This is a genomic window from Arthrobacter sp. SLBN-122 (genome assembly GCF_006715165.1).
Classification (GTDB): domain Bacteria; phylum Actinomycetota; class Actinomycetes; order Actinomycetales; family Micrococcaceae; genus Arthrobacter.
In genome coordinates this window covers 576,962-588,604 of sequence record NZ_VFMS01000001.1, presented here as the reverse complement: position 1 = coordinate 588,604, position 11,643 = coordinate 576,962, and the positions used below count along the sequence as shown (strand labels likewise).

Annotated in this window: 21 protein-coding genes; all 21 read left to right on the top strand. The window is 61.5% G+C overall.

The annotated features are described in order from the left end of the window. Positions 1–104: 104 nt before the first annotated feature. The 21 genes from rpsJ (at position 105) to secY (ending at position 11,640) form a co-directional block, all read left to right on the top strand. Positions 105–413, top strand: a complete 309-nt coding sequence (gene rpsJ / locus FBY36_RS02700) for a 30S ribosomal protein S10 (RefSeq protein WP_003803825.1) — start codon at positions 105–107, stop codon at positions 411–413. Positions 414–430: 17 nt separating this feature from the next. After that, on the top strand, positions 431–1,081 hold the full coding sequence (gene rplC / locus FBY36_RS02695) for a 50S ribosomal protein L3 (protein WP_013601833.1): 651 nt from the start codon (positions 431–433) through the stop codon (positions 1,079–1,081). Positions 1,082–1,085: 4 nt separating this feature from the next. Next, positions 1,086–1,706 carry a 50S ribosomal protein L4 gene (gene rplD, locus FBY36_RS02690; RefSeq protein ID WP_018769134.1) on the top strand — a complete coding sequence of 207 codons (621 nt, stop codon included), beginning with the start codon at positions 1,086–1,088 and terminating at the stop codon, positions 1,704–1,706. Next, the gene (gene rplW, locus FBY36_RS02685; RefSeq protein WP_011692807.1) at positions 1,703–2,008 is read left to right on the top strand and encodes a 50S ribosomal protein L23; all 306 of its coding nucleotides are present in this window, start codon (positions 1,703–1,705) and stop codon (positions 2,006–2,008) included. The genes rplD and rplW overlap by 4 nt, the downstream gene beginning before the upstream one ends. Positions 2,009–2,037: 29 nt before the next feature. Beyond that, on the top strand, positions 2,038–2,877 hold the full coding sequence (gene rplB / locus FBY36_RS02680) for a 50S ribosomal protein L2 (protein ID WP_026264302.1): 840 nt from the start codon (positions 2,038–2,040) through the stop codon (positions 2,875–2,877). Between the two features lie 12 nt (positions 2,878–2,889). Continuing rightward, on the top strand, positions 2,890–3,171 hold the full coding sequence (rpsS, locus tag FBY36_RS02675; protein WP_003803803.1) for a 30S ribosomal protein S19: 282 nt from the start codon (positions 2,890–2,892) through the stop codon (positions 3,169–3,171). Between the two features lie 38 nt (positions 3,172–3,209). After that, positions 3,210–3,575, top strand: a complete 366-nt coding sequence (gene rplV / locus FBY36_RS02670; RefSeq protein WP_142117234.1) for a 50S ribosomal protein L22 — start codon at positions 3,210–3,212, stop codon at positions 3,573–3,575. Then, a complete protein-coding gene (gene rpsC / locus FBY36_RS02665) occupies positions 3,576–4,406 on the top strand; it encodes a 30S ribosomal protein S3 (RefSeq protein ID WP_142032012.1) in 831 nt (276 codons plus the stop codon). Then, on the top strand, positions 4,407–4,823 hold the full coding sequence (gene rplP, locus FBY36_RS02660) for a 50S ribosomal protein L16 (RefSeq protein WP_015937848.1): 417 nt from the start codon (positions 4,407–4,409) through the stop codon (positions 4,821–4,823). Between the two features lie 2 nt (positions 4,824–4,825). Next, entirely contained in the window at positions 4,826–5,155 is a 330-nt protein-coding gene (gene rpmC / locus FBY36_RS21060; protein ID WP_018769136.1) for a 50S ribosomal protein L29, read from the top strand. Further along, on the top strand, positions 5,152–5,457 hold the full coding sequence (gene rpsQ, locus FBY36_RS02650) for a 30S ribosomal protein S17 (RefSeq protein ID WP_018769137.1): 306 nt from the start codon (positions 5,152–5,154) through the stop codon (positions 5,455–5,457). Before rpmC ends, rpsQ begins: the two co-directional genes overlap by 4 nt. 515 nt (positions 5,458–5,972) lie before the next feature. Further along, positions 5,973–6,341 (top strand): 50S ribosomal protein L14, encoded by a 369-nt coding sequence (gene rplN / locus FBY36_RS02645; RefSeq protein ID WP_003803789.1) that lies wholly within the window; start codon positions 5,973–5,975, stop codon positions 6,339–6,341. Between the two features lie 3 nt (positions 6,342–6,344). Beyond that, positions 6,345–6,707, top strand: a complete 363-nt coding sequence (rplX, locus tag FBY36_RS02640; protein ID WP_142032009.1) for a 50S ribosomal protein L24 — start codon at positions 6,345–6,347, stop codon at positions 6,705–6,707. Then, a complete protein-coding gene (gene rplE, locus FBY36_RS02635) occupies positions 6,707–7,288 on the top strand; it encodes a 50S ribosomal protein L5 (RefSeq protein ID WP_110541323.1) in 582 nt (193 codons plus the stop codon). Before rplX ends, rplE begins: the two co-directional genes overlap by 1 nt. 82 nt (positions 7,289–7,370) lie before the next feature. Continuing rightward, a complete protein-coding gene (rpsH, locus tag FBY36_RS02630) occupies positions 7,371–7,769 on the top strand; it encodes a 30S ribosomal protein S8 (RefSeq protein WP_015937843.1) in 399 nt (132 codons plus the stop codon). A gap of 18 nt (positions 7,770–7,787) precedes the next feature. Further along, positions 7,788–8,324, top strand: coding sequence for a 50S ribosomal protein L6 (rplF, locus tag FBY36_RS02625; protein WP_142117233.1), 537 nt, complete (start codon positions 7,788–7,790; stop codon positions 8,322–8,324). Positions 8,325–8,326: 2 nt separating this feature from the next. Then, positions 8,327–8,710: a 50S ribosomal protein L18 gene (gene rplR / locus FBY36_RS02620; RefSeq protein ID WP_056334267.1), complete on the top strand. Its 384-nt coding sequence runs from the start codon at positions 8,327–8,329 to the stop codon at positions 8,708–8,710. Next, positions 8,707–9,423 (top strand): 30S ribosomal protein S5, encoded by a 717-nt coding sequence (gene rpsE, locus FBY36_RS02615; protein WP_142032007.1) that lies wholly within the window; start codon positions 8,707–8,709, stop codon positions 9,421–9,423. The genes rplR and rpsE overlap by 4 nt, the downstream gene beginning before the upstream one ends. A gap of 2 nt (positions 9,424–9,425) precedes the next feature. Beyond that, positions 9,426–9,632, top strand: a complete 207-nt coding sequence (rpmD, locus tag FBY36_RS02610; RefSeq protein WP_009358731.1) for a 50S ribosomal protein L30 — start codon at positions 9,426–9,428, stop codon at positions 9,630–9,632. Next, positions 9,633–10,118, top strand: coding sequence for a 50S ribosomal protein L15 (gene rplO, locus FBY36_RS02605; RefSeq protein ID WP_056334273.1), 486 nt, complete (start codon positions 9,633–9,635; stop codon positions 10,116–10,118). Between the two features lie 211 nt (positions 10,119–10,329). Next, entirely contained in the window at positions 10,330–11,640 is a 1,311-nt protein-coding gene (secY, locus tag FBY36_RS02600) for a preprotein translocase subunit SecY (RefSeq protein WP_142117232.1), read from the top strand. Positions 11,641–11,643: the final 3 nt, after the last annotated feature.

Here is an 11,643-nt window from a genome sequence, read left to right as displayed (position 1 = left end):
CGGATGGTGGTTACGACCTCAAATGCTTCGGCAGCCATACAACGAGTAAGTGAACAGGGCAGCCCTAAACCGGGGAAGCACAGACTGAAAGAGAGTCAGGCGACATGGCGGGACAAAAAATCCGCATCCGGCTGAAGTCATACGACCACGAGGTCATTGACGTTTCAGCACGGAAGATCGTTGAGACGGTCACGCGCGCAGGCGCAACGGTAGTCGGCCCCGTGCCGCTGCCGACGGAGAAGAACGTGTACTGCGTAATCCGCTCTCCGCACAAGTACAAGGACAGCCGCGAGCACTTTGAAATGCGCACGCACAAGCGTCTTATCGACATCATCGATCCCACGCCGAAGGCTGTTGACTCGCTCATGCGTCTCGACCTGCCGGCTGACGTGAACATCGAAATCAAGCTGTAGGGAGGTGCTGAGAAACTATGACCGCAACCCGTAACGTAAAGGGCCTGCTGGGCACGAAGCTCGGCATGACCCAGGTCTGGGACGAGAACAACAAGCTCATCCCCGTCACTGTGGTCCAGGCAGACTCGAACGTCATCACCCAGCTGCGCAACGCAGAAGCTGATGGCTACGTCGCCGTTCAGATCGGCTACGGCCAGATCGATCCCCGCAAGGTCACCAAGCCGCTGGCTGGTCACTTTGAAAAGGCAGGCGTCACGCCTCGCCGCCACGTCGTCGAACTCCGTACCGCAGATGCTGCCGAGTACGAGCTGGGCCAGGAGCTCTCCGTAGAGGTCTTCGAAGCCGGCCAGAAGATCGACGTCATCGGCACCACCAAGGGTAAGGGCTTCGCCGGTGTTATGAAGCGTCACGGCTTCCACGGCGTTGGAGCTTCCCACGGTGCCCACAAGAACCACCGTAAGCCCGGTTCCATCGGTGGCGCATCCACCCCGAGCCGCGTCTTCAAGGGCATGAAAATGGCCGGCCGCATGGGCGCCGTTCGTCACACCACGCTGAACCTCACGGTCCACGCGGTTGACGTCGAGAAGTCGCTGCTCCTTATCAAGGGTGCCGTTCCCGGCGCCCGCGGCCAGGTCGTCCTCGTACGCACCGCCGTGAAGGGAGCCTAATTCAATGGCTAACACTGTCCAGGTTGACCTGCCTGCAGAGATCTTCGACGTTCAGACCAACGTGCCGCTGCTGCACCAGGTTGTCGTTGCCCAGCTCGCTGCTGCCCGTCAGGGAACCCACAAGACCAAGACCCGTGCTGAAGTTTCCGGTGCAGGACGCAAGCCGTTCAAGCAGAAGGGCACCGGCCGCGCCCGCCAGGGTTCAATCCGTGCTCCGCACATGACCGGCGGTGGCATTGTCCACGGTCCCACCCCGCGTGACTACAGCCAGCGCACCCCCAAGAAGATGATTGCTGCTGCACTGCGCGGCGCACTGTCTGACCGGGCACGCAACGGTCGCATCCACGTTGTCGCAGAACTGGTTGAAGGCACCAAGCCCTCCGCCAAGACCGCACTGGCAACGCTCCGCGGTGTTTCCGACCGCAAGAACCTGCTGGTCGTCATCGAGCGCGATAACGACGTTGCCGCACTGTCCGTGCGCAACCTCGCCGGAGTTCACGTTCTGTACGTAGACCAGCTGAACACCTACGACGTTCTCGTCTCTGATGACGTTGTCTTCACCAAGGCTGCCTACGACGCATTCGTTGCCGCTAAGGCAGCTAAGAACGAGGAGGATGCCAAGTGAGCGCAGCCACCATCAAGGATCCCCGCGACGTCGTGCTTGCACCCGTCGTGTCGGAAAAGAGCTACGGCCTGATCGACGAGGGCAAGTACACCTTCCTGGTGGACCCCCGTTCGAACAAGACCGAGATCAAGCTGGCCGTGGAGAAGATTTTCTCCGTCAAGGTCGAATCGATCAACACCATCAACCGTGCCGGTAAGCGCAAGCGCACCAAATTCGGATGGGGTACCCGCAAGAACACCAAGCGTGCGATTGTCACCCTCAAAGAAGGCACCATCGACATCTTCGGCGGTCCGCTCGCGTAGCGGAGACCACTTTAACGAGGAAATAAATTATGGGAATCCGTAAGTACAAGCCGACTACCCCGGGCCGTCGTGGCTCGAGCGTAGCGGACTTCATCGAAATTACGCGGTCGACGCCGGAAAAGTCGTTGGTACGTCCGCTGCCCAAAAAGGGCGGCCGTAACAACACCGGTAAGATCACCACCCGCCACAAGGGTGGCGGACACAAGCGCCAGTACCGTCTGATCGACTTCCGTCGCCACGACAAGGACGGCGTCAACGCCCGCGTTGCCGAAATCGAGTACGATCCGAACCGCACGGCTCGCATCGCCCTCCTGCACTACGTTGATGGCACCAAGCGTTACATCATCGCTCCCAACAAGCTCTCCCAGGGTGACGTTGTTGAGGCAGGTGCCGGTGCTGACATCAAGCCCGGTAACAACCTGCCGCTGCTCAACATCCCGGTGGGTACCGTCATCCACGCAGTGGAGCTGCGTCCGGGCGGCGGCGCCAAGATGGGCCGCTCCGCCGGCGCATCCATCCAGCTTGTTGCCAAGGAAGGCCGTTTCGCCCAGCTGCGCCTGCCTTCCGGTGAAATCCGCAACGTTGACGTGCGCTGCCGCGCAACCGTCGGCGAGGTGGGCAACGCCGAGCAGTCGAACATCAACTGGGGCAAGGCCGGCCGTATGCGGTGGAAGGGCGTTCGCCCGACCGTCCGTGGTGTCGCCATGAACCCGGTTGACCACCCGCACGGTGGTGGCGAGGGCAAGACGTCCGGTGGACGTAACCCCGTCAACCCGAACGGTAAGCGGGAAGGCCGCACCCGCCGCCCCAACAAAGAGAGCGACAAGCTTATTGTGCGTCGCCGTCGTACTGGCAAGAACAAGCGATAGGAGCCTGGACACATGCCACGCAGCCTGAAAAAAGGTCCTTTCGTTGACCAGCACCTCTTTGTGAAGGTAGCCAGGGAAAACGAAAAGGGCACCAAGAACGTCATCAAGACCTGGTCCCGCCGTTCGATGATCATCCCCGACATGCTCGGGCACACGATCGCCGTACACGACGGACGCAAGCACATCCCGGTGTTTGTCACTGAGTCGATGGTCGGGCACAAGCTCGGCGAATTCGCTCCCACGCGGACATTCCGCGGCCATGTCAAGGACGACCGTAAGGGCAAGCGCCGCTAGGCGCCTGCGTTTACGTCAAAGACGAGAGAAGGAAAGCAATGGAAGCCAAGGCAATTGCGCGCCACATCCGCGTAACGCCTATGAAGGCCCGGCGCGTCGTCAACCTTGTTCGTGGATTGCAAGCGAATGAGGCTCTGGCAATTCTGAAGTTTGCCCCGCAGGCAGCTTCGGAGCCGGTATTCAAGGTAGTTCAGTCGGCAATCGCCAACGCCCGGGTCCTCGCGGACCGCGACGGCGTGGGGTTTGACGAAGGCGACCTCATCATCAGCGAAGCGTTTGTTGATGAAGGCCCGACCATGAAGCGGTTCCAGCCGCGTGCCCAGGGTCGTGCATTTCAGATCAAGAAGCGCACCAGCCACATCACCGTGGTAGTCGCTACCCCGGAGAAAGAGGAGGCTCGCTAAGTGGGACAGAAAGTAAACCCGCACGGGTTCCGACTCGGCATCACCACCGATCACGTATCGCACTGGTTCGCTGACAGCACCAAGGCCGGCCAGCGGTACAAGGACTTCGTTCGCGAAGACATCCGCATCCGCCAGCTCATGTCCACGGGCATGGAGCGCGCCGGTATCGCCAAGGTCGAAATCGAGCGCACCCGTGACCGTGTCCGCGTGGACATCCACACGGCCCGTCCCGGCATCGTCATCGGCCGCCGTGGAGCAGAAGCAGACCGCATCCGCGGCGAGCTCGAAAAGCTCACCGGCAAGCAGGTCCAGCTGAACATCCTCGAGGTCAAGAACCCCGAAATGGAAGCCCAGCTTGTTGCCCAGGGCGTGGCAGAGCAGCTGACTTCCCGCGTGGCGTTTCGCCGTGCGATGAAGAAGGCCATGCAGTCCGCACAGCGTGCAGGTGCCAAGGGCATCCGTATCGCCTGCTCGGGCCGCCTTGGTGGCGCTGAAATGTCCCGCTCGGAGTTCTACCGCGAAGGCCGTGTGCCCCTGCACACCCTCCGCGCGAACATCGACTACGGCTTCTACGAAGCCAAGACCACCTTCGGCCGCATCGGTGTGAAGGTCTGGATCTACAAGGGTGACGTCACCGCCAAGGAACTGGCCGCACAGGCTGCTGCCGCACCGTCCCGCGGTGGCCGTGGCGAACGTCCCGGCCGTCCGGGTGGCGCTGACCGCGGTGACCGCCGCCGTCGCAACGACCGCCCGGCCGCTGACGCAGCTCCTGCTGCCGAAGCACCGGCAGTTGAAGCAGCACCTGCTGCTGTAGAAGGAGGACAGGCTTAAATGCTTATCCCACGTCGAGTCAAGCACCGTAAGCAGCACCACCCGGGTCGTTCCGGCGCTGCCACGGGCGGCACCGAGGTCTCGTTCGGTGAGTGGGGTATCCAGGCTCTGAGCCCGGCATACGTCACCAACCGTCAGATCGAGTCCGCTCGTATCGCGATGACCCGCCACATCAAGCGTGGCGGTAAGGTCTGGATTAACATCTACCCGGACCGTCCCCTGACCAAGAAGCCGGCCGAAACCCGCATGGGTTCCGGTAAGGGTTCACCGGAATGGTGGGTCGCCAACGTCAAGCCGGGCCGGGTTCTTTTCGAACTCTCCGGTGTCAATGAAGAGGTAGCTCGCGAGGCCCTGCGCCTGGCAATCCACAAGCTGCCGTTGAAGGCACGCATTGTGCGTCGCGAAGGTGGTGAATAGAAATGGCAGTAGGATCCAAGGATCTGGCTCCCGCACAGCTGGACGGTTTCGACAACGAGCGTCTCGTTGAAGAACTCCGCAAGGCCAAGGAAGAGCTGTTCAACCTGCGTTTCCAGTCCGCCACCGGACAGCTGGAGAACCACGGTCGTCTGCGCGCGGTCAAGAAGGACATTGCCCGCATCTACACCGTTCTCCGCGAACGCGAGCTGGGCATTCGTGCCGAGGTTGCCGCACCGGTTGTGGAAGCCAAGGAAGAGAAGAAGTCCAAGAAGGCTTCAACCAAGAAGGCCGACAAGGCTGAAAAGGCTGAGACCGAGGAGGACGCCAAGTGAGTGAAAAGGACCAGAACGTGACCGAAACTGCTACCGCAGCCAAGGCTGGGCAGCGCGGTTACCGCAAGACCCGTCGCGGCTACGTGGTCTCCGACAAGATGGAAAAGACCATCGTTGTTGAGGTTGAAGACCGCGTGAAGCACGCACTGTACGGCAAGGTCATCCGCCGCACCTCCAAGGTCAAGGCGCACGACGAAGAGAACACCGCCGGCATCGGCGACCTCGTAGTCATCGCCGAGACCCGTCCGCTGTCCGCCACCAAGAACTGGCGGCTCGTGGAAATCCTCGAGAAGGCCAAGTAGCACCTGCTGCTTAGCTGTTGCCCCTGCTCCCTTCCGGGAGCGGGGGCTTCCTCGTTTAACCGGCAGCGTGGTTGCCGCCCGCGTCACGCCAGGCCGGCTTTGCAGGCAGCGGACGACGGCGGGGCCCGGGCTGGCGGGGGAGCGGCACCCAGGGCGCGCCGAAAGACTGCCGTGCGTGACGCCGTCGTCCGTCTTGCAGGGACGTCTCTCCGTCTTGCAGGGCAGGGGACGGTGGTGATATGGGGACCGGCGGAAAACGTGCTAGGATATTGAGTTTGTATGGCGCCTTTCGCGCGCCATCATCAACCTCGTAAACAAGCGTGCCACAGCATAGTGCCCCTGTGCGCCCGGGATCCATCCCGGACCGGATGGGAGCAACTGCTTCTGGCACGGGCGTTTAGGCCTGGTCTGGCAAAATCCAGGCAGGTCAAGAGACACCCCGATCAACCGTTCCGCAAGGCTCATTCCGTAGCAAGACCACGGCCTGAGAACCGGCGCGACGCAAGGAGTAAATAGTGATTCAGCAGGAGTCGCGACTCAAGGTCGCCGACAACACGGGTGCTAAGGAAATCCTTACCATTCGCGTTCTCGGTGGATCCGGCCGTCGCTACGCAGGCATCGGTGACGTCATTGTCGCCACCGTCAAGGATGCAATCCCTGGCGGCAACGTAAAGAAGGGCGATGTGGTCAAGGCCGTCATCGTCCGTACCAAGAAGGAACGCCGCCGTGCGGATGGTTCCTACATCAAGTTTGACGAGAACGCAGCTGTGATCCTGAAGAACGACGGTGACCCCCGCGGTACCCGTATCTTCGGACCGGTTGGTCGTGAACTGCGTGACAAGAAGTTCATGAAGATCGTTTCTCTGGCTCCGGAGGTGCTCTAGTCCATGGCTGCAAAGATCAAGAAGGGTGACCTGGTTCAGGTCATCACTGGCGCCAAGGCTGAGCGCGGCGGCGACCGTGGCAAGCAGGGCAAGGTGCTGCGTGTATTCACCGACACCAACCGCGTGCTGGTTGAGGGTATCAACCGCGTCACCAAGCACACCCGTGTTGGACAGTCGCAGCGCGGCACCAAGACCGGCGGCATCGAGGTCGTAGAGGCCCCGATCCACATTTCCAACGTGGCCCTGGTTGACCCGTCGACCAAGAAGCCGACCCGCGTGGGCTTCCGCCTCGACACCGTGGAGAAGAACGGCGTCCAGAAGACCGTCCGCATCCGCGTGTCCAAGAGCTCCGGGAAGGACATCTAATGACTGAGACTCTCGAGACTCCGGCAACGAAGATCGTTCCTCGTCTGAAGACCAAGTACGCCGAAACCATCAAGGGCCAGCTCCAGGATGAGTTCAAGTACGCCAACGTGAACCAGGTTCCCCGCCTGGTCAAGGTTGTTGTGAACATGGGTGTTGGAGATGCCGCCAAGGACTCCAAGCTGATCGACGGCGCTGTCCGCGACCTCACCCAGATCACCGGCCAGAAGCCGCAGGTCACCAAGGCCCGCAAGTCGATCGCACAGTTCAAGCTGCGCGAAGGCATGCCCATCGGTGCACACGCAACCCTGCGTGGCGACCGTATGTGGGAATTCGTGGACCGTCTGGTCACCCTGGCACTGCCCCGTATCCGCGACTTCCGCGGCCTGAGCGGCAAGCAGTTCGATGGCAACGGAAACTACACCTTCGGTCTGACCGAGCAGGTTATGTTCCACGAAATCGACCAGGACAAGATCGACCGCGTCCGCGGTATGGACATCACGGTCGTCACCACCGCCAAGACCGACGACGAAGGCCGCGCGCTGCTCAAGGCGCTTGGTTTCCCGTTCAAAACCGAAGCTTAATTAACTACGTAAAAGGTCCGGCCGCTCCGCTCCGTAAAGGACGGAACGGCGGAAACCGTTACGAGGAAGGGCATGAGCCCACATGACAATGACAGATCCTGTCGCAGATATGCTTACGCGCCTGCGTAACGCAAACTCGGCATACCACGACTCCGTGTCTATGCCTTACAGCAAGCTCAAGGCACGCGTTGCCGACATCCTCAAGGCCGAAGGTTTCATCGCCGGCTGGAAGGAAGAGGACGCTGAGGTTGGCAAGAAGCTGACCCTCGACCTCAAGTTCGGTCCGAACCGCGAGCGTTCCATCGCCGGTGTACGCCGCATCTCCAAGCCGGGTCTCCGCGTTTACGCGAAGTCCACCAACCTGCCTCACGTGCTCGGTGGCCTGGGTATCGCAATCCTGTCCACCTCTTCCGGCCTCCTGACTGATAAGCAGGCCGGCAAGAAGGGCGTGGGCGGCGAAGTCCTCGCGTACGTCTGGTAACGGGAAAGGAAGAGAATAATGTCACGTATTGGACGTCTCCCCATCACCGTTCCTGCCGGCGTTGAGGTCAAGGTTGACGGCTCTGTCGTCAGCGTCAAGGGTTCCAAGGGGGAGTTGACCCACACTGTGGCCAGCCCCATCGAGGTTGCCCTGGACGAGAACACCCTGACCGTCAGCCGCCCGAACGACGAGCGCGCCTCCCGTTCACTCCACGGCCTGACCCGCACCCTGATCGCCAACATGATCCAGGGCGTCACCGCAGGCTACGAGAAGAAGCTTGAAATCGTTGGTACCGGTTACCGCGTTCAGGCCAAGGGATCTGACCTTGAGTTCGCTCTCGGCTTCAGCCACCCGGTCAGCGTTGCAGCTCCGGCCGGCATCACCTTTGCAGTAGAGGGACCGACCAAGCTCTCTGTCTCAGGTATCAATAAGCAGCAGGTCGGCGAAGTTGCTGCCAACATTCGCAAGCTGCGGAAGCCTGACCCGTACAAGGGCAAGGGCATCCGTTACGCCGGCGAAGTCATCCGCCGCAAGGTCGGAAAGGCTGGTAAGTAACCATGGCCATCTCCATTAACAAGAAGCGTACGAACAAGAGCAAGGCTGCTGCCCGCAGCCGCCGCCAGCTTCGTATCCGCAAGCGCATTTCCGGTACGGCTGTCCGCCCCCGCCTGGTGGTCAACCGCTCCGCACGCCACGTATTTGTCCAGGTTGTCGATGACAGCATTGGCCAGACCGTAGCAAGCGCATCCACCCTGGAAGCCGACCTTCGTGCATTCGACGGTGACAAGACTGCCAAGGCCAAGCGCGTTGGCGAGCTCGTTGCCGAACGTGCCAAGGCTGCCGGCGTCGAGGCTGTCGTGTTCGACCGTGGTGGTAACAAGTACCACGGCCGCATTGCCGCCGTCGCCGACGGTGCACGCGAAGGTGGGCTGTCACTGTGACCGAAGCAAACAACGAAAAGGACACTGTGTCTGCAGATCAGAAGGCCCCCGAGGCCGCCGCTGCTGAGACCACTGCCCCCGCTGCCGAGGACCGCCGTGGTGGCGCCCGTCGCGGCGAGCGTGGCGACCGCGGCCAGGGCCGCGGCGACCGCGGTGGCCGTGGCGGCCGCGACGGTGGCCGTGAAGCCGAGAAGAACCAGTTCGTAGAGCGCGTTGTCACCATCAACCGCGTTTCCAAGGTCGTCAAGGGTGGTCGTCGCTTCAGCTTCACCGCGCTGGTCGTCGTTGGTGACGGTAACGGCATGGTCGGCGTGGGCTACGGCAAGGCCAAGGAAGTTCCCGCTGCTATCGCCAAGGGCGTTGAAGAGGCCAAGAAGTCCTTCTTCCGCGTTCCCCGCGTTGGCAACACCATCCCGCACCGCGTTCAGGGTGAAGCCGCTGCCGGCGTCGTAATGCTGCGTCCGGCTTCCGCCGGTACCGGTGTTATCGCCGGTGGTCCGGTCCGAGCAGTACTGGAGTGCGTGGGCATCCACGACATCCTCTCCAAGTCGCTCGGTTCCTCCAACGCCATCAACATCGTTCACGCGACCGTTGATGCCCTGAAGCGCCTCGAAGAGCCGGCAGCAGTGGCAGCACGCCGCGGCCTGCCGCTGGACGAGATCGCTCCGGCGGCGCTGGTGAAGGCCCTCCTGGCTCCGAAGGCAGGTGTTTAGTCATGGCTAAGAACCTGGTCCCCTCCGACGCCCAGTTGGAGATCACTCAGATCAAGTCCGCCATTGGCGGCAAGCAGAACCAGCGCGACACCCTGCGGTCCCTCGGCCTGAAGCGGATCGGACACACCGTTGTCCGCACCGCCGATGCCGTGACCGTTGGCATGCTCAACACGGTTCCGCACCTGGTAAAGGTAGAGGAGGCGAAGTAAATGGCAGAGAACACTGCTGATAAGGCACAGGCTGCTGAGAAGCAGAACGCCCTGAAGGTTCACCACCTGCGTCCCGCTCCGGGTGCCAAGACCGCCAAGACCCGTGTTGGTCGTGGTGAGGCATCCAAGGGTAAGACCGCCGGTCGCGGTACCAAGGGTACTGCTGCCCGCTACCAGGTGAAGGCTGGCTTTGCCGGCGGCCAGCTGCCGCTGCACATGCGCCTGCCGAAGCTGCGTGGCTTCAAGAACCCGTTCCGGGTTGAGTTCCAGGTTGTAAACCTGGACAAGCTCAGCGAGCTGTTCCCGGAAGGTGGCGCAGTCACCGTGGAGAACCTGGTCGAAAAGGGTGCCGTTCGCAAGAACCAGCCCGTCAAGGTGCTGGGCACCGGCGACATCACCGTCAAGGTTGACGTCACCGCCCACGCATTCTCGGCCAGTGCCGCTGAAAAGATTGCTGCAGCAGGCGGAAGCACCACCGCCCTCTAAGGGACGGCGCCAGCTGTTGAAACTCCCGGTATCCATGGGCTACGGCCCCGGATACCGGGAGTTTTCCATATCCGCCGGACGTATTTTTCCCGCCATCCGGCGCATGGGCGCCGGCACGGATTGTTCGCACGGCACATTGAACCGTTAGACTCGGTTGTCGGGATTTATCAAGTTCCGCCACCCCACTCTTATTGACACCACAGGAGGACGCTTGCTTAGCGCATTTGGCCGGGCCTTTCGCACGCCTGATCTGCGACGCAAGTTGTTGTTCACGCTGGGAATCATCACCATATTCCGCTTGGGCGCTTTCATTCCCTCGCCAGGTGTGAACTACCAGAATGTCCAGCAATGCTTGCAGAACGGTCAGACCGCCGGCGGGCTGTACCAGCTCGTTAACCTCTTCAGCGGCGGTGCGCTGCTCCAGGTGTCCATCTTCGCCCTGGGCATCATGCCCTACATCACGGCGAGCATCATCGTGCAGCTGCTCCGGGTGGTCATTCCCCGGTTCCAGCAGCTTTACGAAGAGGGAGCCTCGGGCCAGTCCAAGCTGACCCAGTACACGCGCTACCTCACCATCGCGCTGGGCCTGCTCAACGCCACCACCCTGGTATCGCTGGCGCGCTCCGGGCAGTTGCTTCCCGGCTGCCAGCTTCCGATCATCCCGGATACCAGCATCATCACCACCATCCTGATCATCATCACGCTGACGGCGGGCACCGGCCTGATCATGTGGATGGGCGAGCTTGTCACGGAGAAGGGCGTGGGCAACGGCATGTCGCTGCTCATCTTCACTTCCATCGCCGCGCAGTTCCCCACCTCGCTGGGTGCCATCTGGACCTCGCAGGGCCCCGGGACGTTCTTCATTGTCCTGGCCGTGGGCCTGCTCACCGTGGCACTCGTGGTCTTCGTGGAGCAGTCGCAGCGGCGCGTTCCTGTCCAGTACGCCAAGCGGATGATCGGCCGGCGCACCGTGGGCGGCACCAGCACCTACATTCCCATCAAGGTGAACATGGCCGGCGTCATTCCGGTGATCTTCGCTTCCTCCATGCTCTACATTCCCGGGCTGATCGCTCAGTTCAACCAGCCCCGGAACGGCGAGTCAATGCAACCGTGGGTTGAGTGGATCAACAACAACCTCACCCGCGGTGACCACCCGATCTACATGGCGGTTTACTTCGTCCTGATCGTGTTCTTTACCTACTTCTACGTCGCGATTACCTTCAACCCTGAAGAAGTCTCGGACAACATGAAGAAGTACGGCGGCTTCATTCCAGGTATCCGCGCCGGCAGGCCGACCGCTGATTACCTGCAGTACGTGCTTTCACGGATCACCCTGCCCGGCGCCCTCTACTTGGGTTTCGTGGCACTGATTCCGCTGGTGGCACTGGTACTGATCAACGCGAACCAGAACTTCCCGTTCGGTGGCACCTCGATCCTGATCATGGTGGGCGTTGGTTTGGAGACCGTAAAGCAGATTGATGCGCAGCTACAACAACGTCACTACGAAGGGCTTTTGCGATGACGA

Coding starts and splice junctions, on each gene's coding strand:
- rplP (WP_015937848.1), top strand. CDS start 4,407: ATGCTTATCCCACGTCGAGTCAAGCACCGTAAGCAGCACCACCCGGGT.
- rplO (WP_056334273.1), top strand. CDS start 9,633: ATGGCAGAGAACACTGCTGATAAGGCACAGGCTGCTGAGAAGCAGAAC.
- rpsH (WP_015937843.1), top strand. CDS start 7,371: ATGACAATGACAGATCCTGTCGCAGATATGCTTACGCGCCTGCGTAAC.
- rplV (WP_142117234.1), top strand. CDS start 3,210: ATGGAAGCCAAGGCAATTGCGCGCCACATCCGCGTAACGCCTATGAAG.
- rpmC (WP_018769136.1), top strand. CDS start 4,826: ATGGCAGTAGGATCCAAGGATCTGGCTCCCGCACAGCTGGACGGTTTC.
- rplR (WP_056334267.1), top strand. CDS start 8,327: ATGGCCATCTCCATTAACAAGAAGCGTACGAACAAGAGCAAGGCTGCT.
- rplX (WP_142032009.1), top strand. CDS start 6,345: ATGGCTGCAAAGATCAAGAAGGGTGACCTGGTTCAGGTCATCACTGGC.
- rplB (WP_026264302.1), top strand. CDS start 2,038: ATGGGAATCCGTAAGTACAAGCCGACTACCCCGGGCCGTCGTGGCTCG.
- rplC (WP_013601833.1), top strand. CDS start 431: ATGACCGCAACCCGTAACGTAAAGGGCCTGCTGGGCACGAAGCTCGGC.
- rplD (WP_018769134.1), top strand. CDS start 1,086: ATGGCTAACACTGTCCAGGTTGACCTGCCTGCAGAGATCTTCGACGTT.
- rpmD (WP_009358731.1), top strand. CDS start 9,426: ATGGCTAAGAACCTGGTCCCCTCCGACGCCCAGTTGGAGATCACTCAG.
- rpsS (WP_003803803.1), top strand. CDS start 2,890: ATGCCACGCAGCCTGAAAAAAGGTCCTTTCGTTGACCAGCACCTCTTT.
- rpsJ (WP_003803825.1), top strand. CDS start 105: ATGGCGGGACAAAAAATCCGCATCCGGCTGAAGTCATACGACCACGAG.
- rplE (WP_110541323.1), top strand. CDS start 6,707: ATGACTGAGACTCTCGAGACTCCGGCAACGAAGATCGTTCCTCGTCTG.
- rplF (WP_142117233.1), top strand. CDS start 7,788: ATGTCACGTATTGGACGTCTCCCCATCACCGTTCCTGCCGGCGTTGAG.